Genomic DNA, 25,443 nt, shown 5'->3' with positions numbered 1-25,443 from the left:
AGGCCGCCGGTAGGGTGGGCGTCCGCCGCAGGACGCGGCCAGGACGAAGGAGGACGTGCCCGTGCCGAAAGGTGTCACCAGGCGGCGGCCCCGTACCCGCGCGGCGCTGCTGAGAGCCGCCCTGGAGACCTTCGCCGAGCACGGCTTCCACGCCACGACGATCGAGCAGATCTGTGAGCGCGCCGGATACACGCGGGGCGCGTACTACTCGAACTTCGCCAGCAAGGAAGAGCTCTTCCTCGCGCTCTTCGACGAGCACAGCGACCGGACCGTACGGCGGCTCGCCGAGTCGATCGACGCGCTGACCGCCGAGGAGTACACCCTGACCCGGCTCGCGGAGCTCGCCGCCCGGGTCGAACCGGACGAGCGCGACTGGTACCTCGTCACCACCGAGTTCACCCTGCACGCCATCCGCGACCCGCAGGCCGCCTGGGTGCTCGCGCGCCACGACGCGCGGCTGCGGGCCGAGATCGCCCGCGGACTCACCCTCGTCCTGCGCCGGGCCGGGCGCGAACTGACCGTGGACGCCGACCGGTTCGCGCGCCTCCTCATCGCCCTGCGCGAGGGCGGACTCGCGCAGAGCTATGTGGAGCCGGCGGAGCTGCCGCCGGGCAGCCTGGAGCGGCAGTTCCTCGCCCCGCTCCTGGAGGCGTCGACGCGGGAGATCCCCGGCGCCCGCAGCGGCACCGACACCGGCACCGACCCCGTGGGCACCGGCACCGACGCGGGCACCGGCACCGGCTTCGGCAACGGCGCCGACGACGAAGGTCAGTCGAAGAGGTCCGGGTCCGACGCCGTGATCTGATCCCACAGCGGGCGCGCCTGGAACCAGCCGGCCAGATGCCCGCCGATCTGCCCGCGCGTCAGCAGAGCCGTCTCCCGGTCGATGTGCTGCGGCGTGCCCGCCGCCATCGCGAGGAGCTGCGCCTGGCAGGACCGCTCCATGGTGACGAACCACCACACGGCCTCGGCGACGGACTGCCCGACGGTCAACAGCCCGTGGTTCTTGAGGATGACCGCCTTGTGGTCGCCCAGGGCCTTGGCGACCCGCTCGCCCTCCTCGGTCTCGTTGACCACGCCCCGGTAGTCGTCGTAGATCCCGTGGTCCTCGAAGAAGGCGCAGGCGTCCTGGGTGATCGGGTCGAGCGGGATGCCGAGGCTGGAGAAGGCCTTGCCGTGCAGGGAGTGCGAGTGCGCGGCGGCGATCGCGTCGGGCCGGGCGGCGTGGACCCGCGAGTGGATGACGAACGCGGCCCGGTTCACGGGCCTGCGCCCCTCCAGTACGGTCCCCTCGTGGTCCACCAAGATCAGGTCGGAGGCCTTGATCTGGCCGAAGCTCATACCGAAGGGGTTCACCCAGAAGGCGTTCGGGTCGCCGGGGTCGCGGACGGTGATGTGCCCGGCGACCCCCTCGGAGAAACCGAACCTTCCGAAGATGCGGAAACCGGCGGCGAGTTGCTCCTTGCGGTACCGGCGCTCCTCCTCGACGGAGTCGAAGGTGGGCGGCAGGGGAAGGACGACCCCTTCGGGCAACGGCCCGACGGCGGCGGCGAGCGCGGGCGGCACGGTGCTCATGACGGCTCCTCGGTGAGCGGGTGGGGCACGGGTGGGGCGTGGATGGGGGGTGGGGAACGGCGCGCCAAAAGATACAGAGATGTATCCGATGCGACAACGGATCCGGGTATGCGCGGAGGAACGCCTCGCGGAGAGGGCCGGTCGGTCAGGAGGCCGGCGTGCCGAAGCGGGCCAGGCAGTGCCAGACCTTCTTCACGTCCTGCGGGTCGTACCGCCCCGAACCCGCCGCCTCCTGCACGATCCGGGGATCGAGTCGGCCGTCGACCGCGATCCGGGCGCCGAGCTCCACGTACTCCTGCCCCCGGAATCCCGGATGCCGCCGCAGTTCGTCGACGGACAGGCGGAATCCGTCGTGCCACTCCACCGGGCACGGCAGGCGCCGGGCCGCCGCCTCGACCTCCGTGCCCCGGTGGCTCGGGTCCAGGACCAGTGCCTCCACATCGCGCGCGATCCGCACCGGACCGTGGATCTGCGCCTCGATGTAGTCGTCGAGCAGGTCCTTGTCGGCGTCCTCGGCGAGCGCGATCAGGCCCATCCGGTCGGCGACGCCGAAGTCGGCGGGCTCCAGGAAACTGTCCGGATAGCAGAAGGTCGCCCGGTCCACGGCCGCGGCCGTCAGCCGCAGATGGGCGGAGCCGAAGCGGGGTGCGGCGCCGAACGGTCGGCGGCGGAAGTCGAGGGCGCCGTAGACCGGGCGCGCGTCCGCCGGGGCCTCGTCGTACGTTCCGCCGAAGATGCGGCTCTCCCAGCGCCAGCGGTCGCCGCCGGGGTGGGCGGTGAGACCGCCGTTGCTGGTGCCGGTGACGAACTGGGAGCGGTAGACCCCCTCCTCGGCCAGCCGGCCGAGGAAGTGCGGGTGGAAGTTGAGGGTGACCCGCAGGGCGGGGTCGATCGCCTCGCCGGTGGAACGGGCCGCCACATGGGCGAGGGCGCGCCGTGCGTGCGGGTGTGCGTGGAGGTGCGCCGCGGCGTGGATCCGAGTCATCGGGGCAGTGTGACGGAGGGCCGAGGGTTGCGGCCCGCGGTTTTCGGTGGCTACGGTCGACCTCGTACAGAAAGCGCTTGCCCCCGTCGCTCGTCCGCCGCCCTCGTCCCCTGGAGTCCCCGCGTGCCCACCTCGGACGTCCTGATCTACACCCGCACCACGGGCTACCGCCACGACTCGATCCCCGACGGGGCCGCCGCGCTCACGGAGCTGGCGCACGAGCTCGGGCGGAAGGCCGAGGTGACCGAGGACCCGGAGGTGTTCACGCCCGGGCGGCTCGCCGAGTGCGCCGTCGTCGTCCTGCTGTCCACGACCGGGAACGTCCTGACGCCGGAGGGGCGCGCCGCCCTGGAGGCGTACCTCAGGTGCGGCGGCGCCCTTCTCGCCGTCCACGCGGCCGCCAACGCCGAGCCCGACTGGCCCTTCTACGGCGAGCTGCTCGGCACCCGCTTCGACGGCCACCCCGAGATACAGCCCGGCATCGTCCTCGTCGACGACCACGACCACCCCGCGACGGCCCCGCTGCCGGCGCGCTGGGCCTGGACCGACGAGTGGTACAACTTCACGTCCGACCCGCGGGGCGGCGGGAGGCCCGGGGGTGCCGCGGAGCCCGGTGACAGCGCGGAGTCCGGGGGCGGCGAGGAGCCGGTGGACCCTGCGAAGTCCGGCGTACGGATCCTCGCCCGGGCCGACGAGACCTCGTACCGGGGCGGCACCCACGGTGACGACCACCCCCTGGTCTGGTGCCGGGAGATCGACGGCGGTCGGGTGTTCTTCACCGCGCTCGGCCACGCCTCGGAGACGTACCGCGACCCCGTCTTCCGCGCCCACCTCTCCGGCGCCCTGACCTGGCTCACCGCCTAGAACCGGCCGCCGGCGCCCACCGCCTGGAACCGGCCGCGGGCGCTCACGGCCTGGAACCGGCCGCCGGCGCCCACGGCCTGGAACCGGCCGCAGGCGCTCACCGCCCGGAAACCGGCCGTCGGTCGCGTTTCCCGAGGTCGCCGCCGTTTTCGGGTCACCCCACCGCGCCGCCCCTGTTGCGCCGAGCCCCGCTTAGCGGAAGCGTGCAGACGGGGGCCGATGTCAGGAGGAGAACCGTCATGGGCATCGCCACCGTGAACCCCGCGACCGGCGAGACGCTGCGCGTCTACGAGGCCCACCGGCCCGAGGAGGTCGAGCGGCGGATCGCCGCCGCTCACGAGGCGTACCGCCAGTACCGCACCACCTCCTTCGCCGAACGGGGCCGCCTGCTGCGCGCCGCCGCCGGTCTCCTCGACGAGGACACCGACGACATCGCGCACACCATGACCACCGAGATGGGCAAGCCCATCGCCGCCGCCCGCGCGGAGGCAGGCAAATGCGCCAAGGCGATGCGCTGGTACGCCCGCAACGCCGAGGAACTGCTCGCCGACGAGCACCCGGCGGAGAGCGACGTCCAGGGCTCCGGCGCCGACGTCGCCCGCGTCCACTACCGGCCCCTCGGTCCGATCCTCGCCGTCATGCCGTGGAACTTCCCGCTCTGGCAGGTGATCCGCTTCGCCGCGCCCGCGCTCATGGCGGGCAACACCGGCCTCCTCAAGCACGCCTCCAACGTGCCGCAGACCGCGCTCTACCTGGGTGACCTCTTCCGTCGCGCCGGATTCCCCGAGGGCTGTTTCCAGACCCTGCTCATCGGCTCCCGCGACGTCGAGCGCGTGCTGCGGGACCCCAGGGTCGTCGCCGCCACCCTCACCGGCAGCGAACCCGCGGGCAGGGCCGTCGCCTCCGTCGCGGGCGACGAGGTCAAGAAGACCGTCCTGGAACTCGGCGGCAGCGACCCGTTCATCGTCATGCCCTCGGCCGACATCGTCGGGGCCGTGAAGACGGCCGTCACCGCACGCGTGCAGAACAACGGCCAGTCCTGCATCGCCGCCAAGCGGTTCATCGTCCACCAGGACGTGTACGACGACTTCTCCGAGCGTTTCACCGCCGCCATGAACGCCCTCACCGTGGGCGACCCGCTCGACGAGTCCACCGACGTCGGCCCCCTCGCCACCGAGCAGGGCCGCACCGACCTGGAGGCGCTCGTCGACGACGCCGTACGGCGGGGCGCCACCGCCCTGTGCGGCGGCCACCGGCCGCAGGAGCCGGCGCTCGCGAACGGCTGGTACTACCGGCCCACCGTCCTCGCCGGCATCACTCCCGAGATGCGGATCCACCAGGAGGAGGCCTTCGGTCCGGTCGCCACCGTGTATCCCGTCCGTGACATCGAGGAGGCCGTGACCGTCGCCAACGACTCCCCGTTCGGGCTCAGCTCCAACGTCTGGACCCGCTCCGCGGAGGACGTCGCCTTCTTCGTGCGCGACCTGGAGGCCGGGGGCGTGTTCGTCAACGGCATGACGGCCTCGCACCCCGCCCTCCCCTTCGGCGGGATCAAGCGCTCCGGGTACGGCCGTGAACTCTCCGGGCACGGCATCCGCGAGTTCTGCAACGCGACGACGGTCTGGCAGCGCGCCTGACCGCCCGTCCACCGGCTCACCCGCGACCGCAGGACCGCCGGGGACGGTCGGCTCGCGCTGGTCAGCCCTCAGGCCCGCGTCCACTCCGTCAACCGTTCCGCCGGCCACGTGTTGATCACCCGGTCCTCCGGCACTCCGCACTCCTCCGCCCGCGCGCAGCCGAGGATCTGCCACGCCAGCTGGCCCGGCGCGTGCGCGTCCGTGTCCACCGCGAAGTACGTGCCCGCCGCCACCGCGAGCCGCAGCAGCCGCCGCGGCGGATCGAGTCGTTCCGGGCGGCTGTTGATCTCGACCGCCGTCCCGGACTCGGTGCAGGCGGCGAAGACCCGTTCCGCGTCGAACTCCGACTCCGGCCGCAGCCGTCCGCCCGCCACGAGACGGCCCGTGCAGTGCCCGAGCACGTCCATCAGCGGGTTGCGCACGGCCCGTTCGAGCCGGCGGGTCATCGCCTTCCCGTCCATGCGGAGCTTGGAGTGGGCCGAACCGACCACCAGGTCGAGGCGGTCGAGCAGCTCGGGTTCCTGGTCGAGCGAACCGTCCTCCAGGATGTCGCACTCGATCCCGGTGAGCAGGCGGAACGGCGCCCACTCCTCGTTCAGCCGCGCCACCACGTCCAGTTGTTCCAGGAGCCGCTCGGCCGACAGGCCCCGCGCCACCGTGAGCCGGGGCGAGTGGTCGGTGAGCACGGCCCACTCGTGGCCGAGAGCCGCCGCCGCACGGCCCATGTCCTCGATCGTGGCGCCGCCGTCGGACCAGTCCGAGTGGAGATGGCAGTCGCCGCGCAGCGCCGCCCGCAACGCCTCGCCCCCGCCCGTCGGTCCGGCGGTCCGCAGGGACTCCTCGAGCTCCGCCTCGAGCCGCGCCAGATACTCCGGGACCCGCCCGTCCACTGCCTCGCGCACCACGGCCGCCGTCTTCGGCCCGAGGCCCTTCAGGGACTCCAGGGTGCCCGCCGCCGCCCGCTCGGCCGCCTCGCCCTCCGGCAGGGCGGCGACCGCCGCGGCGGCCGTACGGAAGGCCCGTGCCCGGTATCCCGGGGCCTGGGCGCGCTCAAGGAGGAACGCGATCCGGTTCAGGGCGGCCACAGGATCCATGACGTCGCTCCTCGCTCTCTCGGGCCGGGCCCGTACTTCAGGCCCTCCTCAGGCCCTCCTCAGGCCCTCCTCGGGCCCTCCGGGTGCTTCCCCGGCCTTCCTCAGGCGCCGTTCACGGCGTCCGCCGGCACCTCCACCGGACCGATCTCGCACCACACGGCCTTGCCCTCGCCGCGCGGCTCGACACCCCACCGCGACGCCAGCGCGTCGAGCAGCATCAGTCCGCGCCCCGAGGTCGCGGCCTCGCCGGGGGTACGCCGCCGGGGCCAGGCGCTCGACCGGTCCTGCACCGACAGCCGTACCCGCCGCACCGGTTCGGGCAGCACCTCCAGGGTCAGCACCGCACCGCCCTCGGTGTGCAGCAGGACGTTGACGAGCAGCTCGCCCGTCAACAGCTCGGCGTCGTCGGCCAGTTCCCCCATGCCCCAGTCGCGCAGCGCCTGCCCCACGGCCGCGCGCGCGTCCGACAGGCCCTGCGGATCGGCCTGGTGGATGTACTGGTGGATGCGCGGCGCGCGGGGCGTGCCCGGGTCCGGGCTGCGCCGCAGCACCAGGAGGGCCACGTCGTCGCCCGAGCCCCAGCGCTCCCACAGCCGCTCGGAGAGGTGGTCGGCGAGCGCCTCCGCCTGCGGCGGGCCGCTGCTGATCGCCTCCGACAGCGCCGCGAGACCGGTCTCGATGTCCGACCCGGGCTGCTCGACGAGCCCGTCCGTGCACAGCACCAGGGTCTCCCCGGGGACGAGGTCGAGCCGCGTCTCCGGGAACTCCTCGTCGCCGAACACGGTCGCGAGCCCCAGCGGCAGCCCGCCCCGCAGCTTGGGCTGCCCGACCCGGCCGTCGGTGTGCCGGATCAGCGGCCCCAGATGCCCGGCCCGTACCGCCCGCAGCGTGCCGCTGCCCAGGTCCACCTGGGCGTACGTGCAGGTGGCGAAGCGGTTGGTGTCCAGCTCGGCCAGAAACCGGGAGGCGCGGGCCAGCACCGTCGAAGGGGCGTGGCCCTCACCGGCGTACGCGCGCAGGGCGATGCGCAGCTGCCCCATGATGGCGGCGGCGTGGGTGTCGTGTCCCTGGACGTCGCCCACGACGATCCCGACCCGCCCGCGGGGCAGCGGGATCACGTCGTACCAGTCGCCGCCGACCTGCCGTCCGCTCCAGGCCGCGTGGTACCGCACGGCGATCTCGCCGCCGGTGATCCGCGGGATCCGGCGCGGCAGCATCGTCGCCTGGAGCCCGGTCGCGAGCTCCCGCTCCTCGTCGAAGAGGATCGCCCGCTGGAGGGACTGCGCGACGATCGCCGCGAGGCCGAGGGCCAGGTTGCGCTCGTCGGCGTTGAACGAGGTACGGCCCCGGTAGAACAGGGCCATCCCGCCGAGCGACCGCGCCTGGGCCACCAGCGGCAGATAGCAGGCCGCCCGGAAGTCCAGCCGTGCCAGGTAGGGGGCCAGCTCGGGGAAGTCCCGCCCGAGCGAAGGGAACGAGGAGACGAACCGGGGCCGCCCGCTGAGCACCGCCTCGGCGAGCGGCATGCCCCGGTCGAGCCGCCGGACCCGGAAGTCGTCGAGCGCGTCGAGGGTTTCGCCGCTGAGCGCGATGATGTTGAGCGAGCCGTTCTCGACGAGGCCGAGGGCCAGCCCGTCCGCGCCGAGCCGGGCGAGCCCGCCGGGGCCGGTCAGGGCGGCCGTCACGTCGTCCACGGTCACCGCGCGCGAGAGCGCGGCCGTCGTCCGCTCGACGATGTTCGTCTGGACCTCGCGCCGCTTCTCCAGCTCCTGGACGAACGCGAAGCGCGTGACCTCGGCGGTCGTGTCCCGCACGACCCCGACGATCCGCCGCGCCCGCCCGTCGGGCGAGCGCAGGATCCGCGCCTGCACATGCGTCCAGTGGGGTGGTCCGTCGGCCTGCGGGATGGGGAAGTGCGCGGCGTACGACAGCTCGCCGCTGGTGACCGCCTCCCGTACGACGGCCTCCAGCCTGGTCCGCTCCACGGGGTCGAGGCGGGCGATCAGCGACACCGGGCGGCCGTCGAAGGCGTCCGGAGCCACCCCGAAGACCAGCAGCCCGGACGCGTCGACATCGATGGTGCGCGTGTCGAGATCCCAGTCGAAGCTGCCGGTCCGGTTCATGGCGAGCCACTCGGCGGGCCCGATCTCGCCATTGCGCGTACGCCGGTCTTCATCGGTCATCCTCCCCATTGTCGAACCAGCGCCCCTTCGACGCCATGGCGATGACACGGCGTGGCGCGAGTTCGCCCCGGCGGGCCGGTCGGGCGGCGCCGCGCGAAAATGCCGGCGGGCCCCGGCGCGCGGCGGGGCAGAATGGGCCGGTGCAGCCGCCCTACCGTGTTCTCGGTCCGTGCCAGGCCTTCCGTACCGACGACGGGACGGAGGCCGTCCTGGGCGGTGCCAGGCTCCGCGCCCTGCTCACCGCCCTCGCGGCGGCCGGCGGGCGGGCGGTGGGCACGCGCGCTCTGATCGCACAGGTGTGGGGCGACGCCGACCGGGCCGAGGACCCGGACCAGGACCGTACGGCGGCGCTCCAGGCCCTCGTGGGGCGTCTGCGCCGGGCCGTGGGCCGGGAGGCCGTCGTCTCCGCGCCCGGTGGCGGCTACCGGCTGGCCGCGGCCCCGGACGCCGTCGACCTCCACCGCTTCGAACGGCTCGCCGCCGAAGGCTCCGCCGCGCTCGGCGCGGGGGCCCCGGCCCGGGCCGCCGCCCTCCTCGACGAGGCCCTCGGGCTCTGGCGGGGGCCCGCCCTCGCGGATCTGCCCGGCCGGGACACCGACCCCCTGGTCGTACGGGTCGAACAACGGCACACACAGGCGCGACGCGACCGGCTCGCCGCCGGCCTGGCCCTGGGACGGGCCACGGAGGTCCTGGCACCGCTCGCAGCCCTGGCGGCCGGAGAGCCGCTCGACGAACCCCTGCAGGCCCTGCGGATGCGTGCCCTGCGGGCGGCCGGGCGGCCCGCCGAGGCGCTGACCGTGTACGAGGAGGTCCGCGCGGGCCTCGCGGAGCGGCTGGGCACGGACCCGGGACCCGAACTGCGCGCGCTGCACGCCGAACTCCTGACGGACACGGCGCCCGCGTCCGCGTCCTCGTCGGCCGTGCGTGCCTCCGCCGCTCCTTCGCCGGACGCGCCGGAGGGGAGGGAGCGGGCGGGCCGTCCTCCCGCCCGGCTGACCTCGTTCATCGGCCGGGACGACGACCTGGGCGCGCTCGCCGCCGAGTGGGGCGCCCGGCGGCTCGTCACCCTCACCGGGCCGGGTGGCGTCGGCAAGACACGGCTCGCCCTGGAGGCGGCCGAGTCGTACAAGGACGGCCCGGTCCACCTCGCCGAACTCGCCTCCGTACGCGAGGAGTCCACGGTCGTCGCGGCCGTCCTGAGCGCGGTGGGCGCGCGCGAGACGCATGTCTGGCACCGCGCGGCGGTCGCCGCGACGGACCCCGAGGACCCCTTCGCCGAGCTCGTCGAACACTGCGCCGGGCGGCGGATGCTGCTCGTCCTCGACAACTGCGAGCACCTGGTCGCCGCGGCGGCGGAGCTCGCGCACGTGCTGCTCACCCGCTGCCCCGGCGTCACCGTGCTCGCGACGAGCCGGGAGCCGTTGGGGGTGCCGGGGGAGATGGTGCGGCCGTTGGGTCCGCTGCCGAGGGGTATGGCGCTGCGGCTGCTCGGGGAGCGGGGTGCGGCGGCGCGTCCGGGGTTCGCGGTGGCGGAGGACCCGGGGGCGGCGGAGGAGGTGTGCCGCCGTCTCGACGGTCTGCCGTTGGCGATCGAGCTGGCGGCGGCGCGGTTGCGGTTGCTGTCGGTGCGTCAGATCGCGGAGCGGCTGGACGACCGGTTCCGGTTGCTGACGTCGGGGGCGCGGACGGTGCTGCCGCGGCAGCAGACGTTGCGGGCGGTGGTCGACTGGTCGTGGGACCTCCTTGAGGAGTCGGAGCGGGCGGTGCTGCGGCGGCTCGCGGTGTTCACGGGGGGTGCGGATCTGGCGGCCGCGGAGGCGGTGTGCGCGGACGGCGGGACCCCGGACGTGCTGGACCTGCTGGGCGCCCTGGTCGACAAGTCGCTGGTGGTGGCGGGCCCCGGCCGGGACGGCGAGGGGATGCGGTTCCGGCTGCTCGAGACGGTGGCGGAGTACGCGGGGGAGCGGCTCGACGAGTCCGGGGAGCGGGCCGCGACCGAGCGGCGCCATCTCACGTACTACCGGGAACTCGCCCGTACCACCGACCCCGAACTCCGCGGCTCCGGACAGGTCGCCGCCATCGCCCTCCTGGAGCGCGAGCACGACAACCTGCGCGGGGCCCTGCGGACGGCCGTCGCTCTCGGCGAGGAGCAGGAGGTGCTCTGCCTCGTCCACTCCCTCGGCTGGTTCTGGCAACTGCGCCACCACCAGGTCGACGCCCGCACCTGGGCCGTGGAGGCCGGCCGGCTCGGCCCCGACCCGTTCCAGGAGCCCGTCCGCCCGGCCGGGCCGCTCGACGGCCGGTGCACGGACGTCCCGCCGCCGTGGCACGGCGAGCGGCTCGCCGAGGCCCGGCGCGGCGGGCGGCTCTATGTGCTCGCGACCCAGGGCGGCCGCGGCGCCACCTCGTTCGAGCACCCCGACACCCGCGCCAGGCTCGCCGCGCTGGTCTCCGCGTACCGCCCCGGCCTTCCGCAGACCTGCCGCCAGCCGGCGATGATGTGGTACTTCGCCCGCCTCATGACCGGAGAGTTCACCGGCCTCGACGAGACCGTGACGGCGATCGTCGACGCCTGCCGCGACCACGCCCCCGGCTGGGACCTGGGCTTCGCCCTCCTCGTACGGGCCAAGCTCGTCGTCCTCGGACCCCGCGACGCGGCCGAGGCACTCGCCCTCTTCGAGACCGCAGGGGACTCCTGGGGCATCGCCGAATCGCTCGCCGCCCGGGGCGAGGCCTACGACCGCGCGGGCCGGCTCGTCGAGGCCGCCGACGACTTCGAGCGGGCCGCGGACGCCGCCGCCCGCGTCGGCGCGCGCTCCCAGGTGCCCCTCTACACCGCGCGCCTCGCGGCCGTACGGCTCCGGCTCCACCCGGACGGGGACCCGGCGGACGAACGGCTCCTGGCCGAAGCCGCCGACGCGGCGGGAGAGTGGGGCGCCGAGGTCGCCGGCTCCGCACGGCTGCTGCTCACCCAGCACTACGGCCACACCGGGCGCACCGGTCTCGCCCGGGCTCAGCTCACCCGCCTGGAGAGCGAGTTCGGAGACGTGACCCCGGGCCTCTTCTGGGGGCTCGCCGGAGGGGCGTGGGCCTGGCTCGACTGCCTCGACGGCGCCTACGACCGGGCCGTGGAACGGCTGGCGCACGCCGTCGCCGAGGTGGAGACGCTCGCCCACCTGGTCGCCCCGTACCTGCTCGTCACCCAGTTCGCGACCGCCGCGTGGGCGCTCGGCGGGCGGGGCGCGCCGGGCGACGCCGATACCGGGGCGCGGCTCCTCGGCGCGTACGACGCCCACGCCGGCTCCGGCACGGACGGCGGCTTCCGGCCCTTCACCCCCGAGACGGAGGCGCTGATCAGAGGGCGAGCCGAGGAGACCCTCCGCGCGGCGCTCCCCGCGGAGGCGTACACCCGCCGCTACGAGGAGGGGACGGGGCTCGCGGCGCGTACGGCCGCGGAGCTCGTCAGGAACCCCGGGGCGGCCCCGGCCTCCTGACCGCGTCCGGAACCCGCGGGAAACCCCGGCCTCCTGGCCGCCTCCGGGCGTCGCCCGGACGCGGTCAGCCGATCCAGTGGCGCCAGCGGGCCGAGGGCGGCTCGCAGCGTCCGGAGGCGACCAGGTCCTGGTAGGCGCGTTCGCTCAACTCGTCCCAGGTCACCGGCTCGCCGTTCTCGGGGAGGGGCTGTCCGTCACTGCCGGTGAACGCGGAGAAGGTGACCTCGCAGTCAGGAGGACGGACGGACCGGGTGGCGTACCACCCGAACACGACGAGGGCGAGGACGCGGACGACGGGCAGGATCCGGGCACGAGGGCGGGGGTTCACCAGCCGCATCGTAGGTCAACTGTTCGAGCTTCCTTCCGGGCGCCCGTGCCCCACACGTCCCCGTCCGCTCGGCCGGCCGCCAGACGCTCCCGGGCCTCCGCGAGGGGCCGCCGAGGGTGACATGCCGGGTGCGGGGGGTGAGGTGACGGACGGCGGCCGCACGGGGAAGCGCGGAAGCCGGAGGGCGGAGGCCGGGAGGGAGCGAGGCCGGGAGGCGGCGCGGAGGCCGGGAGGCGCCGGTCTCCGCCGCTCCCGGATGCGGACGCGGTGACCGGACACGAGAATGGCGAGTGCCGGACGAACACGTAGGAGGCGGCATGAACGCTGAGCCCGACAAGACGTCCCTGGGGGACTTCCCGACGCCCGACCGGCTGTTGCATTCCGGGTCGGAGGGCGATTTCACGGCCGAGGACCTGGTCCTCGCCTCCGGCCGTGACGTGACTCCGAAGACCCTCGCCTGGGCGGAACGCCGTATGGCGGAGAAGGGTCGCGCCTCCATGGACGAGCTGCTGCCGTAGGCCGCTCCGGCCTTGACCCGCAGTACCCCTCGACAGCCCCCTCGGTCCCGGTTCGGCAGCTGCGAACCGGGGCCGAGGGCCGTCCGGAGCCGTTCCGAGGCTTCCGCATTTGTGGAACACGTTCTACCGTGGCCGCCGTCGCGCGTCGCACCGCCCGGGTGACGCCGAGGACCCCGCAGGACCGCCGCCGCAGGACAGCCGCCACGGGAGGCCCGCCCCATGCACCTCGAATACACGCCCGCTCAGAACAGCCTGCGCGCCGAGCTGCGTGCGTACTTCGCCGAGCTGGTCCCCGAGGACGTCCACACCCGCTACGCGGACCCGGTGGCGCAGAAGCGCTTCTACCGGGAGACCGTGCGCCGGCTCGGCACCGACGGCTGGCTCGGGGTCGGCTGGCCGACCGAGTGCGGCGGGCGGGGGCTGACCCCGATGGAGCAGTTCATCTTCTTCGACGAGGCCGCGCAGGCGGGCGTGCCCCTGCCGCTGATGGCGCTGAACACCGTCGGACCGACGATCATGCGCTTCGGCACCGACGAACAGAAGGCGTACTTCCTGCCGCGGATCCTCTCCGGCGAGATCGACTTCGCCATCGGCTACAGCGAGCCCGACGCGGGCACCGACCTCGCCGCCCTGAAGACCCGCGCGGTCCGTGAGGGGGACGAGACCACCGGTACGTACACGGTGAACGGGCAGAAGATCTGGACCACGAACGGCGACACCGCCGACTGGGTCTGGCTCGCGGTGCGCACCGACCCGGACGCGCCACCGCACAAGGGCATCACCATGCTGCTCGTCCCGACGAGCGACCCCGGCTACTCCTGCACGATCATCAACACCCTCGCCTCGCACGACACCACGGCCAGCTACTACGACAACATCAAGGTCCCCGCGTCCCGCCGGGTCGGCGACGAGAACAAGGGCTGGCGCCTCATCACCAACCAGCTCAACCACGAGCGCGTCACCCTCGCCGCCCACGGCACGATGGCGATCCGCGCGCTCCACGACGTCCAGCACTGGGCCGCCGGCACCCCCCTCACCGACGGCCGGCGCGTCATCGACCTGCCCTGGGTCCGCCGCACCCTGGCCCGCACCCACGCCCGGCTCGACGCGATGAAGCTCCTCAACTGGCAGATGGTGAACGCCGTCCAGAACGGCACCCTCACCCCCCAGGACGCCTCCGCCGTGAAGGTCTACGGCTCCGAGGCCCGCCGCGACGCCTACGCGGCCCTCATGGAGGTCGTCGGCGCGGCGGGGGCCCTCAAGGAGGGCTCGGCGGGCGCGGTCCTCCACGGCGAACTGGAACGCGGCTACCGCTCCGCCGTCATCTTCACCTTCGGCGGCGGCAACAACGAGATCCAGCGCGAGATCATCTCCTGGATCGGCCTGGGCATGCCCCGCGTCCGCCGGTAGCGACATGTGACGAGGCTTTCCAGTCGGCAGCCCCACTCGCCCAGCGACGCCCCAGGCGCCCGTGAGCGCTCGGCACATCCACCTTCCCATCGGTGCCCCGGGCGCCCGCCCCGCCTGTCGGCGGCCGGACCACAGCGAACCCCTGGTCTGATCCCCACATTCCGTACGGGCCGGCCGGTGCAGCCGCCGACATCCTGATCATGTTTCTGTGCCCGCCGCCGCGGTTGCGTCGCTACGGCGGGCCCAGGTTCCATCTGACGCGGCGGGGCGTACAAGCCCTCAGACGGCCGTTGCGGAAGGCTCGCAGGTGTTCGCCAGGTCGATGCGGACCGTCCGGTCGCAGAGCCGTTCCACCTGTGCGGGGTCGTGCGAGACGAGCAGGGCCGTCCGGTTGCCCCGCAGAGCCGCCACGGACTCCTCGACCGTGTCGCGGCTCCGCTCGTCCAGGGCGCTCGTCGGCTCGTCGAGGAGGAGGGCCGCCGGTTCGAGGGCCAAGGCCCGGGCCAGACAGAGCCGTTGGCGCTGCCCGTTGGACAGCGTCTGGGCCGGCGTGTCCAGCCGGTCGGAGACCTCGCTCCACAGGCCCGCCTCGCGCAGCGCCTGCTCGACGCGGTCGTGCATCTCCGTGCGGGACGCCCTCACCAGGTGACGGAGGCCGAACAGGGCGTTGTCCAGGATGCTGCCGCCGAAGACCACGGGGGTCTGCGGCACCAGGACGACTGTGCTGCGCAGATCGGCGTCCCCCTTGCCGTGACGGACCGGACGCCCGAGGACCTCCACCTCGCCCTGACGGCGGAGCCCGTGCGGCAGCAGGTCGACCAGAGCGCGGAGCACGGTGGACTTGCCGGCGCCCGACGGGCCGCACAGGCCGGTGGTGGATCCGGCGGCCAGCTCGAACGTCACTGGTCCGACCAGGCGCTTGGTGCCGTCGAGGATCTGCAGGTCGCGGACCGCGATGACGGTCCCGTCGACCCTCTTGTCCGTGGTCGTGGCACCCGTTGTCACGTCGTCCATCGTCGTGCTCCTTCGAAGCGGTTGCGCAGGAGGACCGCCAGGCTGAGCAGGCCCGCGGTGATCAGGACCAGGACGAGGGCGCTGCCCCATGCCTGGGCGATCGCCTCGGGGGCGCCCGAGTCCTGCGACAGGGTGAAGATGTGTGTGGGCAGGGCCTGGACCGGAGCGTTGACGACGCCGGTCGGGAGGGCGGGCGCCCCGAAGAACACCGTGGCGGTGAAGATCAAGGGGGCCGTCTCGCCCGCCGCGCGGGCCAGGCCGAGCAGCAGGCCGGTGAGCGTGGCCGGCCAGGTGTAGGGGATGACCACGGAGCGGACGTACTGGGAGCTGGTGAGGCCCAGGGCGAACGCGGCCTCGGTGATCTCCGCCGGCATGCTCCGGATCCGGCCCGCGGTGGTGAGGGCGACCACCGGCACCACCACGGGCACCAGGACCACGGCGCCGGCCAGCCAGGAACGGCCCCAGCCCATGGCCGTGCAGAAGAGGACGTACCCCGCGAGGCCCAGCAGGATGGTCGGCGTCCCGCCGATCGCCACGGTCAGGGTCTCCAGGACGCGGGCGGTCTTCGCGGAGGCACGCGTACCGATCACGATGCCCGCTCCGTAGCCGAGCGGAAGTGCGATCAGCGCCGTCGTCGCGAGGAGCAGGAGCGTACCGAGGATCTGGTCGCGTATGCCGCCACCTGCCGCGCCCTCGGAAGGTGAGAACCAGAAGACCGGATTGAGTGCCGCGCCGCCGCGGGACAGCAGGATGCCGAGCATGCCGACGAGCAGGGCCCCCGGCAGCAGCAGGGCCCCGATACGGATGACGGTGGTGACCCGGTCCTTCGGAGTGCGCAGCCACGCGGAGGACCGACGGGCACGCGGGGCGCGCGTGGTCCGTCCCGTGGAGCCGCGGGTGCCCCATACGGTGGCGACGGCGACCAGGGCCAGCAGGATGACGCCCAGTCCGCACAGTGCCGCGAAGTACGGGCCGGAGGTGCCTGCCAGCATCGGCTCGGGGCCTGCCAGCTTGGTGGTGAGCGTCTGACCGGGGCGTACGAGGGAGGAGAAGATGTCCCCCAGCGATTCCGGCAGCCGTCCGTCGGCGCGGCCGATGACCATGAAGACCGCGATGGCCTCACCCAGTGCCCGGGCCAGGCCGAGGAGGACGCCGGCGCGCATGCCCGACCGGGCCTGGGGCAGGACGGCGGATCGGACGACCTCGCGGCGGGTCAGGCCGAGGGAGTACGCCGCCTCCCGGTACCGGCCGGGTACGGCGGCCAGTGCGTCCACGCTGACCGCCACGATCGTCGGCATGATCATCACGGCGAGGACGATGCCGGCGGCCAGGAGGCTGTCGCCGCCCGGTACGTCGCCGAGGTCCGCCACGAACGGCCGGATCACCATGATGCCGATCAGGCCGTAGACGATGGAGGGAACCGCTGCCAGGAGTTCGATGCTCAGGCGCAGCGGCTTGGCGAGACGGGGCGGCAGGTACTCGGACAGGGCGACGGCCGCCGCCCAGCCGGTCGGCACGGCGAGCACCAGTGCCAGGACGCATACGGCCGCCGAGCCGTAGATCATGGCCAGGCCGCCGAAGGCGAGGGTCCCTGGATTCCAGGTGGACGAGGTGAACAGGGCCGCCCAGTCGACGGTACCGCTCGCGATGCCCGTGACCAGGTAGCCGAGCAGGACCGTGAGGGTGAGCAGCACGGACAGGATGCCGCTGTACGCCCAACCCCAGACCCATCTCGCCCGGCTGCCGCGGCCGCTCCCGGAGGAGGGCCGCGACAGGGTGGGTCCGGGCGCCTGGGCGGGGCGCTCCAGAGTGAGGCCCATGGTCAGAGGCCCATCTGCTCGCGCGTGAGGTAGCCGTGCTTGGGCAGCAGCTTCTGGCCCTCGGGCGAGAGGATGTAGTCGATGTACTGCTTGACGGTCCCCTTCGGCTTGCCGTTGGTGATCATGTACAGCGGACGGGTCATCGGGTACTTGCCGGACGCCACGTTCGCCAGGGTGGGGGCGACGCCCTCCAGAGGCACGGCGACCAGTTCGGGGTGACCGTCGATGAAGCCGGTCGACAGCGGGGCCACGGAACCGCGGGTGGACTTCAGCTTGTTGCGGGTCTCCAGGTTGCCGCCGACGATCGCGTAGTTCGCGGACTTGGGCGGGGCCGGCGGCTCGTCCTTGCCGTAGATGAACTTGTCGAGCACCTCACGGGTGCCGCGGCCGGGCTCCTTGTCGTACACGAAGACCTGGAGGTCGGGGCCGCCGACCTCCTTCCAGTTGGTGATCTTCCCCTCGAACAGGCCCGCCACCTGCGCCTTGGACAGGCCCTTGACCCCGCCGTCGGCCACTTCCCTGGTGATGATGACGCCGACGGCGTCCGCGCCGATCTGCGTGGTGACGAAGTCCGTGTCGGGGTAGGCCTTGTGGTCCTTGTCGGACAAGGGCTTGGAGCTGAGGGCGATGTTGATCTGGCCGGTCCCGAGCTGGGAGATGCCGCCGGCGGAGCCGCCCTGAGTGGCGACGGTGATGTTCAGGCCCTTGGCCTTCAGTGCCTCGGCGGCGTCGGAGGCGACCGGGGCGACGGTGGTGGAGCCGCTGGCCTGGATGGCGTCCGAGTCGGCCTTCGCGGAGCCGGCGCAGCCGGTCAGGGCGGCGGAGAGGAGGAGAGCGGCGGAGGCGGCAGAGGCGCTCTGGCGGACACGCCGTCCGGTGAGACGCGATGCTCTACTGCGGATTTCGGTGGACATGAAAGACATGGCGGTGCCTTTGCGGTGAGGAAGGGGTGGAAGTCGGGGAGAGCCGTCGACGGATCGCCGCGGCCAGGGCCCCATGTGGCAAGCAGGTCTGGGATCGGGACGTAGGAGGGGCGCAGCCGTGACCGCCGATGGCAACCCCGCCGCGTGGACGAGGCGCGCGGACACCTGGCGAGCCTGCAGGCGTTTCGCGAGCGCGGCGTGGTGGACACCGAGGGTGCGGGTGAGGGCTGCCGGTGACACGCAGCGGGATGTCCTCGCGATCCCTACCGCGTTCTCCGTTGAACTCGCTCAGGACCGTTGGGCTGCCGTAGGGCGCTTGTGCCCTGAACGATGGTGCGCGGCCCACTCCCCATTGACAGGGCCTGAAGCATCGAGGCACCGGTACCGGTTCACCCGCTGACCCCGGGTGCGGACCGCGATGCCGTGGGCGAACGCTACCGCCTCGGAGTCGCCCTGGCGAGATCTTGATGGGCGAAATCATCGATGATCGGCGATTGAATTTGAGTCACACGCCGGGGCGGCGGGTGAGCTGCCGGAGGTCGGCCACGAATTCCGAAGGCGTGTGGGTCGCTGGTCGACACCCTTGCTCCACGCAGCTTCAAGCTGTGTGAACAAACGGATTCAAGCGCGTGACCTCTCTTCGCAACCAGCTACAGACGAGGGCGAATCGGGGCAGCGGTGCTCTGGGGCAACGGGGGGTCGGGGAGACGGTCTTTCAGTCATTCATCGATCTATTGACATACATCGCTCAACGCTGGCAGGGTTCCGGCCGTCGGTCGACAGCGTCGTTACCGACCTGGGCTCTGACCCGGCCCCAACTCGATCCGTCACGCTCCTTGATCACTCCCTGGGGGGAAGTGTGAGTAGTCCCCGTGTTCTGGTTGCCTCCGCGTTCGAAGCGGAGCTCCAGCCCTTGACGTCCGCGTGTGCGGCCGCCGCTCTACAGCAGCACGGCGCCGACGTCGTCGGCTGGGACGCGCACCTGCTTCCCGACGCCATTCCGGAAGGCCCCTTCGACCTCACACTCGTCTCGGTCCAGCAGTTCGAGGGTCTTGAGCGGGGAATCGCCCTGGCGCGCAGGGTCTCGGAGGCGTACGGCACCACGGTCGTGACCTTCGGCCAGTACGCGCAGATGAACCACCGGGAGTTCCTCGAGGTCGCCGACGGCATCATCATGGAGGAGCCCGAACTCATCAGCGAGGAGCTGGCCCGGCTCGCCGCCGGCACCATCGCCCTCGACGCGGTGCCCGCCCTGATGACCCGCACGGGCATGCGGCCCAAGCCCCCGCGCCGGCGCATCTCGGTCACCAAGCCCGCCCGGGACCTCTTTCCCTCCCTCGTGCACTACCCGGCGCACCACTCGCCGTTCGGCCTGATGGGCAACATCGAGGCGTCCCGCGGCTGCCACCACAAGTGCACCTACTGCTCCGTCTACGGCGCGTACGACGGCGGTGTCGCCGCCTACGACGCCGACAGCGTCCTGGCCGACGCACTGCAGCTGGCGGAGGAGGGCGTCCGGCACTTCTGCTTCATCGACGCCGAGTTCTTCAACTCCCGCACCATCGGCATCGGTGTGGTCGAGCGACTCGTCGAGGCCATCGGCCCCATCACGTTCGAGTTCACCACCCGGGTCGACCACGTCCTCGACTACACCAAGGAACTGGAGAAGCTCGTCTCGCTCGGGCTGCGCCGCGTCACCTGCGCACTCGAGTTCCCCTCCAACCGCATCCTGCGCATCTTCGACAAGCACATCGATGTCGACCACATGCGCGAGGCGGTCGACGAGGCCGAGCGGATCGGCTTCGAGCTCTACCCGACGTTCATCCCGTTCACCCCGTGGATCGAGTACGAGGAGCTCCTCGGCTTCGAGGACTGGCTGGTCGAGACGGGCCTCGCCCGCGTCACCGACCCCACGGCCCTGCAGACCCGACTGCTGCTGTTCAAGGGCTCCCCGCTGCTCTCCTCGCCCTGGATGGAGGACATCGCCACCGTCGACCGCGGCTTCTGGGTGGAGTGGACCCACCCCGACAAGCGCGTCGAGGAGCTCTGGCAGGAGCGCCGCACCGACGCCGAGGACGCGGGCAAGATCCGCTGCTGCGTGAAGTGCTGACCCACCCGCTCACAAGAAAAGGACACTGACATGGGTGGATCACCCCGCGTCGTCATCTCCACCGGCCAGGCCCTCCCGGACATGGACTGGACCGGCGAGCTCGCCGGTCTCACCGACTCGTGGCCGTACCTCGGACCCACCTGGCTCCGCGCCACGGAGAAGGTACTCCCCGACGTCCAGCCCTGGCACACCCTCGCCCACCGCGCCCGCGGCGAGCTCGCCCTCCTCCCCGGCCACATCCTCACGACCCCGCCGGTCGTCGACCACGAGCCGCGCACCTACCTCGGATGGCAGGCGCCCTCCGGCGAAGAGGTGTGCTGCGGCGCGGAGACCGACGCCGCGCGCAGCGCCGAGGTCGACGCTCTGGGGACCGAGCCCTTCTTCCCGACGCTCCTGCTCGGCTCCCCGCTGGGCTACCGCACCGAGGTCGCCTACAACTTCTGGACCCCCACCCTGATGGGGTCCATCGTCGACAAGCTCGTGCCCGCCGCGTTCGAGGCGGGCATCCGCTGCATCGTCGCCCCCTGGATCCCCAGCCGGCGCGGCAACGACGCCCTCGTCGACGCGCTCGACGCCGCCGGCGCGTCCACCACCTTCTGGGGCTACGAGGACTTCATGAGCCTCGACGCGCCGAACTGGGAAGGACACCTCGCCGCCCTGCCGCTGAAGAAGCGTCAGCGCATCAAGGGCGACGTCCGCCGCGCCGAGGCCGCCGGCGTGACGATCGAGCGCGTCGACGGCACCGACATCCGCCCCTACGTCGACCGCATCGCCGAACTCACCTGTCTCAACCGGGAGAAGAACGGGGCCGGCGAGGAGCCCGAGCACATCGTCGGCATCCTCTCCGCGCTCATCGACGAGGGCGCGGACGTCCGCGCCTACCTCGGCTACAAGGACGGCGGGCTGGTCGCCACCTGCGTCACCATCCGCAAGAACCACCGCCTCTTCCCGAAGTGGGCCGGGTTCGACTACGCCGCGATCGGCGAGCGCAGCGGCATCTACTTCGCCCTCGTCCTGGACGCGCCCGTACGCGACGCCTACGCGGAGGGGCTTCGCACCGTCGAGTTCGGAGCCGGAGCCCACCAGGCGAAGGCCCTGCGCGGCTGCACCCCGCGCGAAGTCCGTACGTCGATGCTGCTCTCCGACCCGGCGCTGCGGCCGCAGGCGAGCGCCTGGCTCGACGCCTTCGGCGACAGCAGGCGCGTCGCGTTCGGCGCCGCGTCCCCCGCCCCGGCCCAGCCCGCGAACCTGCCCCTCCTGGGCGGCTCCGGCGACAGCTGCTGCGGCTGACCCCGCCCGGCTCCACGACAAGGACGAGAAGGACCACATGATCACCTTCATCCCCCTGACCGGATTCCTCGGGGCGGGCAAGACCACGACCATGACCGCCGCCGCGCTCGCGCTCCAGGAGCAGGGCCGCAGGGTCGCCGTCATCACCAACGACCAGGGCGTCGAACTGGTCGACACCAAGCTGGTGCGCAGCAAGCTCGACAGCGTCGCCGAAGTCACCGGCGGCTGTTTCTGCTGCAAGTTCGAGGACCTCGTCGAGGCCATCGTCGCTCTGGTCGCCTCCGACAGCGTCGACACCGTGATCGCCGAGGCCGTCGGCAGCTGCACCGACCTCCAGGCCACCGTCGTACGACCGCTGCGCCAGTACTACGGCGACGACATGGTCGTCGCCCCGCTGACCACCGTGGTCGACCCGCTGCGGCACCTGGCGTTCGCCCGTGCCGCCGAGCGGGGCGAGCCGGAGTCGGATCTGTCGTACCTCTTCCGCCAGCAGGTCACCGAGGCCGACGTCATCGCCGTGAACAAGCTGGACACCATCAAGCCGGACCGGGCCGAGGAACTCCTCGCCTCGCTCCGTACGAGCAACCCGAAGGCGACCGTCGTCGGTTACTCGGCCACCACGGGCGCCCACCTGGAGACGCTGCTCGACGCGTGGCAGGCGCCGGCGACGAACGAGGACGTCGTCCTGGACATCGACTACGACCGCTACGCGGCCGCCGAGGCCCAGCTCGCCTGGATGAACCAGGAGCTCGACCTCACGGCCGCCGGGGACGGTTTCGACGCGACCGCGTGGGCCCGAACCGTCCTTCAGGAGCTGTCCGTATGGGCCGCGGAGCACGACGCCGTGATCGGCCACGCCAAGATCACCGTGGAGACGGCCGACGGCGACTTCGCCAAGCTCAGCCTGACCGAGTCCGGCGCGCAGCCCACCCTCGACCGCGCAGCCGACGCGCACGCGCCGGCCGGGCGGGCCGTCGTCAACGCCCGGGTCGCCTGCGAGCCCGACGCCCTGGACGCGGCCGTCACCGAGGCCGTCGAGGCCGCCGACCCGGCCACCGCCGTCACCTCCTCGGCGACCACCCCGGTGTCGTTCAAGCCCTCCTACCCGCGCCCCGTGCACCGCCTCGCCCCCGCCGGCGCCTGACCGAGAAGGACCACCCCTCATGAGCGACACCACCACCGCCGGCAGCCTGCAGGACGAGGTCCGGGAGTACTACCGGGCCAAGGCCGCCGAAGCCGAGACGAGCGGCGCCTGCTGCTCGCCGGACCCGCGGACCTTCGGCCCCGCCGCGTACGACGAGATCGGCCCCGGCACCGCCCCGGACGCCGCCCTCCTCGCCAGCCTCGGCTGCGGCAACCCGAGCGCCGTCGCCGAACTGCGCGAGGGCGAGACGGTCCTGGACCTCGGCTCCGGCGGCGGCCTGGACGTCATCCTCAGCGCCCGGCGCGTCGGCCCCGACGGCCGCGTCTTCGGCCTGGACTTCCTGGAGGAGATGCTCGCCCTCGCCGCCCGCAACGTCGCCGACGCCGAGATCGACAACGTCGTCCTCCTCAAGGGAACGATCGAGTCCATCCCGCTGCCCGCCGACACCGTCGACGTGATCATCTCCAACTGTGTGATCAACCTGTCGCTGAACAAGCCCGCCGTCTTCGCCGAGATGGCCCGCGTCCTCACCCCCGGCGGTCGCCTCGGCATCAGCGACGTCGTCGCCGAGGACCGGCTCAGCCCCGAGGAGCGAGCGGAACGCGGCGGGCACAGCCAGTGCATCGCCGGCGCTCTCTCGGTCGCCGAGTACAAGGAACTCCTCGACGCGGTCGGCCTGAAGGACGCGGAGGTGGTCTTCACCCAGGAGGCGGCCGACGGCCTCCACGCCGCGATCATCCGCGCCCACAAGCCGGTCGACAGCACCGCCGGCGCGCAGGAGTGCGAGCCGGGCGGCACCTGCTGCTGACCACGTCGTCACGGCCAGGTGTCCGTGGCCGGAGCCGAAGCTCGGGCCACGGACACCTGGCCACGTTGTGCATCCTCGTGCTCGCCGTGTGCCGATCCCGGCGCGCGCACCGGCCGACAGCTCTTGATCGCACGGTCGGCCGCAGCGTGCCGCGGCCGGCGCGGCGGCGGTTCTCCTCGTGGTCCGCTAAGGATTCCCATGCCCGAAACGTCGCTCGACCGGGAGACCGTCGAGGAGTACGCCCGTTGGTTCCGAGCCTTGGCCGACCCCACGCGCATTCGCATCATGCGGTTCCTGAGCGGGCGGCCGGGGCCCGTGCCCGTGGGGGAGATCGTCGACCATCTGCGGCTCAACCAGTCGACCGTCTCACATCACCTGAAAATCCTTCACGCCGCCCGATTCCTGACCCGGCGCCGTGCCGGTGCCAGCATGAGGTACGCCGTCAACCCCCGCTGCAGGACGGATTTTCCCAGCGCTGCCGACATCCTCATCGGCGCCCCGGTCCACTCCTGCCAGGAGCCGGGATCCAGCTGAAGGCCCCTCGGCCGCTGCCCTGAGAGCAGATCAGCCGGCGACGAGTCCCGTTGCCGGCTCCTTGTGCGTGCTCGTGGCCGTGGAGCAGCGGAGGACCGGCCGGAGCGCGACTCGCCATGCCGACCAGAGCAGAGGGCCAGCTCCTGCCCGCCAGGTCCGCCAACGTGGCGGGCAGGAACTGGTGTTCATGGGGAGGGCCGACAGCCTGGGCCTCGGTGTGACCTCAGGCTGTGACAGCGACGCTTGCGGCGGCCTTGCTCCTGTCGGCAAGGGCGGCGAGGTATCGCTCCGAGTCGAGCGCGGCCTGGCAGCCGGAGCCCGCGGCCGTGATGGCCTGGCGGTAGGTGTGGTCGACGACGTCACCGGCGGCGAAGACGCCGGGCAGGTTCGTGTGCGTGGAGGGCGACTCCACCGTGATGTAGCCCTCGTCGTCGAGGTCGACCTGGCCGGTGAAGAGTTCGGTGCGCGGGTCGTGGCCGATGGCGATGAAGAGTCCGGTGGCGTCGAGGTCGCGGGTCCTGCCGGTGAAGGTGTCGCGCAGGACGACGCCGGCGAGCATGCCGTTCTCCGACCTGATCTCGGCGACCTCGCTGTCGAAGGCGAAGGAGATCTTGTCGTCCGCGAAGGCGCGGTTCTGCATGACCTGGGAGGCGCGCAGGGTCGAGCGCCGGTGGACGACGGTGACGGAACGGGCGAAGCGGGTGAGGAAGGTGGCCTCCTCCATGGCGGTGTCCCCGCCGCCGACCACGACGATGTCGCGGTCGCGGAAGAAGAAGCCGTCGCAGGTGGCGCACCACGAGACGCCGCGGCCCGAGAGCTCGTCCTCGTTCGGCAGGCCGAGCTTGCGGTAACCGGAGCCGGTCGCGATGATCACGGCCTTGGCGCGGTGGACAGTGCCCTCGCTGTCGGTGACTTCCTTGATGTCGCCGGACAGGTCGACGGAGACGATGTCGTCGTCGATCATCTCGGCGCCGAAGCGCTCGGCCTGGGCCCGCATGTTGTCCATGAGGTCGGGGCCTTCGATGCCGGTGGGGAAGCCGGGGAAGTTCTCGACCCCTGTCGTCGTGGTCAGGGACCCGCCGACGAAGATCGAACTGCCGAAGAGCAGGGGCTTGAGCTGGGCTCGGGCGGTGTAAAGGGCGGCGGTGTATCCGGCGGGGCCGGAGCCTATGACGATGACCTCACGGACGTCGCCCCCGGCCGCTGCATTCGAGTCGGTCAAGTGGGTCACGCCTCCTGCTTCGCGTCGATCTCGGCGATGAGGCCCTCGATCAGGACCTTGATCTCGTCACGGATCGGACGGACGGCCTCGACACCCTGGCCGGCCGGGTCCTCCAGCGCCCAGTCGAGGTACTTCTTGCCGGGGAAGATCGGGCAGGCGTCTCCGCAGCCCATGGTGATGACGTAGTCGGACGCCTGGACGGCCTCGGTCGTCAGCACCTTCGGCTTCTGGTCGGAGATGTCGACGCCGACCTCGGCCATGGCCTCGACGGCGGCCGGGTTGACCTGGTCGCCCGGAATCGAACCGGCGGAGCGGACCTCGACGCGGTCGCCGGCCAGGTGATGGAGGAACCCGGCGGCCATCTGGGAGCGGCCCGCGTTGTGGACGCAGACGAAGAGCACGGAGGCGAGCGGAGCGGTGGTCATCGGTTCTTCCTTGCCGGCAAGAGGTCAGCCCCGGCTGGTATCAGCAGCGAGTGATGTGAGAGTAT

At 72.5% G+C, this 25,443-nt stretch carries 21 protein-coding genes; 11 read left to right on the top strand and 10 right to left on the bottom strand.

Annotation, left to right across the window (positions count from 1 at the left end; translation table 11 throughout):
- Nucleotides 1-61 precede the first annotated feature (61 nt).
- Nucleotides 62-805, top strand: a complete 744-nt coding sequence (locus tag ACIP8Z_RS02365) for a TetR/AcrR family transcriptional regulator (protein ID WP_402077664.1) — start codon at nucleotides 62-64, stop codon at nucleotides 803-805.
- On the opposite strand, the gene ACIP8Z_RS02360 is transcribed toward ACIP8Z_RS02365, so the two are convergent.
- Both ACIP8Z_RS02360 and ACIP8Z_RS02355 read right to left on the bottom strand, forming a co-directional pair.
- A complete protein-coding gene (locus ACIP8Z_RS02360; RefSeq protein WP_402077662.1) occupies nucleotides 769-1,575 on the bottom strand; it encodes a class II aldolase/adducin family protein in 807 nt (268 codons plus the stop codon). The genes ACIP8Z_RS02365 and ACIP8Z_RS02360 overlap by 37 nt on opposite strands.
- A gap of 145 nt (nucleotides 1,576-1,720) precedes the next feature.
- Entirely contained in the window at nucleotides 1,721-2,560 is an 840-nt protein-coding gene (locus ACIP8Z_RS02355) for a DUF3626 domain-containing protein (RefSeq protein ID WP_402077660.1), read from the bottom strand.
- 123 nt (nucleotides 2,561-2,683) lie between these two features.
- Between ACIP8Z_RS02355 and ACIP8Z_RS02350 the strand changes: the two genes are divergently transcribed.
- Entirely contained in the window at nucleotides 2,684-3,424 is a 741-nt protein-coding gene (locus ACIP8Z_RS02350) for a ThuA domain-containing protein (RefSeq protein WP_402077657.1), read from the top strand.
- Between the two features lie 239 nt (nucleotides 3,425-3,663).
- Nucleotides 3,664-5,061, top strand: coding sequence for an NADP-dependent succinic semialdehyde dehydrogenase (locus tag ACIP8Z_RS02345; RefSeq protein WP_402077655.1), 1,398 nt, complete (start codon nucleotides 3,664-3,666; stop codon nucleotides 5,059-5,061).
- Between the two features lie 68 nt (nucleotides 5,062-5,129).
- Here ACIP8Z_RS02345 and ACIP8Z_RS02340 read toward each other — a convergent pair whose 3' ends face one another.
- Together ACIP8Z_RS02340 and ACIP8Z_RS02335 are read right to left on the bottom strand one after the other, a co-directional pair.
- Nucleotides 5,130-6,155: a PHP domain-containing protein gene (locus ACIP8Z_RS02340; RefSeq protein ID WP_402077652.1), complete on the bottom strand. Its 1,026-nt coding sequence runs from the start codon at nucleotides 6,153-6,155 to the stop codon at nucleotides 5,130-5,132.
- 101 nt (nucleotides 6,156-6,256) lie between these two features.
- Nucleotides 6,257-8,338 carry a SpoIIE family protein phosphatase gene (locus tag ACIP8Z_RS02335; RefSeq protein WP_402077649.1) on the bottom strand — a complete coding sequence of 694 codons (2,082 nt, stop codon included), beginning with the start codon at nucleotides 8,336-8,338 and terminating at the stop codon, nucleotides 6,257-6,259.
- A gap of 140 nt (nucleotides 8,339-8,478) precedes the next feature.
- Here ACIP8Z_RS02335 and ACIP8Z_RS02330 point away from each other — a divergent pair, with 140 nt between their 5' ends.
- Nucleotides 8,479-11,832, top strand: coding sequence for an AfsR/SARP family transcriptional regulator (locus tag ACIP8Z_RS02330; RefSeq protein ID WP_402077647.1), 3,354 nt, complete (start codon nucleotides 8,479-8,481; stop codon nucleotides 11,830-11,832).
- A gap of 64 nt (nucleotides 11,833-11,896) precedes the next feature.
- Here the strand turns inward: ACIP8Z_RS02330 and ACIP8Z_RS02325 are convergent, their stop codons facing one another.
- On the bottom strand, nucleotides 11,897-12,160 hold the full coding sequence (locus ACIP8Z_RS02325) for a hypothetical protein (protein WP_402077645.1): 264 nt from the start codon (nucleotides 12,158-12,160) through the stop codon (nucleotides 11,897-11,899).
- Between the two features lie 317 nt (nucleotides 12,161-12,477).
- On the opposite strand from ACIP8Z_RS02325, the gene ACIP8Z_RS02320 reads away from it, so the two are divergent.
- Together ACIP8Z_RS02320 and ACIP8Z_RS02315 are read left to right on the top strand one after the other, a co-directional pair.
- Nucleotides 12,478-12,678 carry a hypothetical protein gene (locus ACIP8Z_RS02320; RefSeq protein ID WP_402077644.1) on the top strand — a complete coding sequence of 67 codons (201 nt, stop codon included), beginning with the start codon at nucleotides 12,478-12,480 and terminating at the stop codon, nucleotides 12,676-12,678.
- A 219-nt stretch (nucleotides 12,679-12,897) separates the two neighbouring features.
- Complete coding sequence (locus ACIP8Z_RS02315; protein ID WP_402077641.1) at nucleotides 12,898-14,088, top strand: acyl-CoA dehydrogenase family protein; 1,191 nt, start codon at nucleotides 12,898-12,900, stop codon at nucleotides 14,086-14,088.
- Nucleotides 14,089-14,367: 279 nt separating this feature from the next.
- Here ACIP8Z_RS02315 and ACIP8Z_RS02310 read toward each other — a convergent pair whose 3' ends face one another.
- From ACIP8Z_RS02310 to ACIP8Z_RS02300, 3 genes are read right to left on the bottom strand one after another with little or no spacing between them, the layout of a single operon-like run.
- The gene (locus ACIP8Z_RS02310) at nucleotides 14,368-15,102 is read right to left on the bottom strand and encodes an ATP-binding cassette domain-containing protein (protein ID WP_402077639.1); all 735 of its coding nucleotides are present in this window, start codon (nucleotides 15,100-15,102) and stop codon (nucleotides 14,368-14,370) included.
- Complete coding sequence (pstC, locus tag ACIP8Z_RS02305; protein ID WP_402077636.1) at nucleotides 15,090-16,922, bottom strand: phosphate ABC transporter permease subunit PstC; 1,833 nt, start codon at nucleotides 16,920-16,922, stop codon at nucleotides 15,090-15,092. The genes ACIP8Z_RS02310 and pstC overlap by 13 nt, the downstream gene beginning before the upstream one ends.
- Nucleotides 16,923-16,924: 2 nt before the next feature.
- Nucleotides 16,925-17,836: a phosphate ABC transporter substrate-binding protein gene (locus ACIP8Z_RS02300; RefSeq protein ID WP_402077633.1), complete on the bottom strand. Its 912-nt coding sequence runs from the start codon at nucleotides 17,834-17,836 to the stop codon at nucleotides 16,925-16,927.
- 868 nt (nucleotides 17,837-18,704) lie between these two features.
- Here ACIP8Z_RS02300 and ACIP8Z_RS02295 point away from each other — a divergent pair.
- The 5 genes from ACIP8Z_RS02295 to ACIP8Z_RS02275 all read left to right on the top strand — a co-directional run bounded on the left by ACIP8Z_RS02295 (nucleotide 18,705) and on the right by ACIP8Z_RS02275 (nucleotide 23,731).
- Nucleotides 18,705-19,955 (top strand): RCCLKC-tail radical SAM protein, encoded by a 1,251-nt coding sequence (locus tag ACIP8Z_RS02295; protein ID WP_402077630.1) that lies wholly within the window; start codon nucleotides 18,705-18,707, stop codon nucleotides 19,953-19,955.
- 30 nt (nucleotides 19,956-19,985) lie between these two features.
- Entirely contained in the window at nucleotides 19,986-21,245 is a 1,260-nt protein-coding gene (locus ACIP8Z_RS02290) for a GNAT family N-acetyltransferase (protein WP_402077627.1), read from the top strand.
- 37 nt (nucleotides 21,246-21,282) lie between these two features.
- Nucleotides 21,283-22,389 (top strand): GTP-binding protein, encoded by a 1,107-nt coding sequence (locus ACIP8Z_RS02285; RefSeq protein WP_402077625.1) that lies wholly within the window; start codon nucleotides 21,283-21,285, stop codon nucleotides 22,387-22,389.
- A gap of 19 nt (nucleotides 22,390-22,408) precedes the next feature.
- Nucleotides 22,409-23,197 carry a methyltransferase domain-containing protein gene (locus ACIP8Z_RS02280; protein ID WP_402077622.1) on the top strand — a complete coding sequence of 263 codons (789 nt, stop codon included), beginning with the start codon at nucleotides 22,409-22,411 and terminating at the stop codon, nucleotides 23,195-23,197.
- Between the two features lie 198 nt (nucleotides 23,198-23,395).
- Nucleotides 23,396-23,731 carry an ArsR/SmtB family transcription factor gene (locus ACIP8Z_RS02275; protein WP_402077620.1) on the top strand — a complete coding sequence of 112 codons (336 nt, stop codon included), beginning with the start codon at nucleotides 23,396-23,398 and terminating at the stop codon, nucleotides 23,729-23,731.
- Between the two features lie 223 nt (nucleotides 23,732-23,954).
- On the opposite strand, the gene trxB is transcribed toward ACIP8Z_RS02275, so the two are convergent.
- Entirely contained in the window at nucleotides 23,955-24,953 is a 999-nt protein-coding gene (gene trxB / locus ACIP8Z_RS02270; protein WP_402078874.1) for a thioredoxin-disulfide reductase, read from the bottom strand.
- 5 nt (nucleotides 24,954-24,958) lie between these two features.
- Nucleotides 24,959-25,378: an arsenate reductase ArsC gene (locus tag ACIP8Z_RS02265; RefSeq protein WP_402077618.1), complete on the bottom strand. Its 420-nt coding sequence runs from the start codon at nucleotides 25,376-25,378 to the stop codon at nucleotides 24,959-24,961.
- Nucleotides 25,379-25,443: the final 65 nt, after the last annotated feature.

Source organism: Streptomyces sp. NPDC088553 (genome assembly GCF_044752965.1).
GTDB lineage: Bacteria > Actinomycetota > Actinomycetes > Streptomycetales > Streptomycetaceae > Streptomyces.
This window is presented reverse-complemented; position numbering and strand designations above follow the sequence as displayed.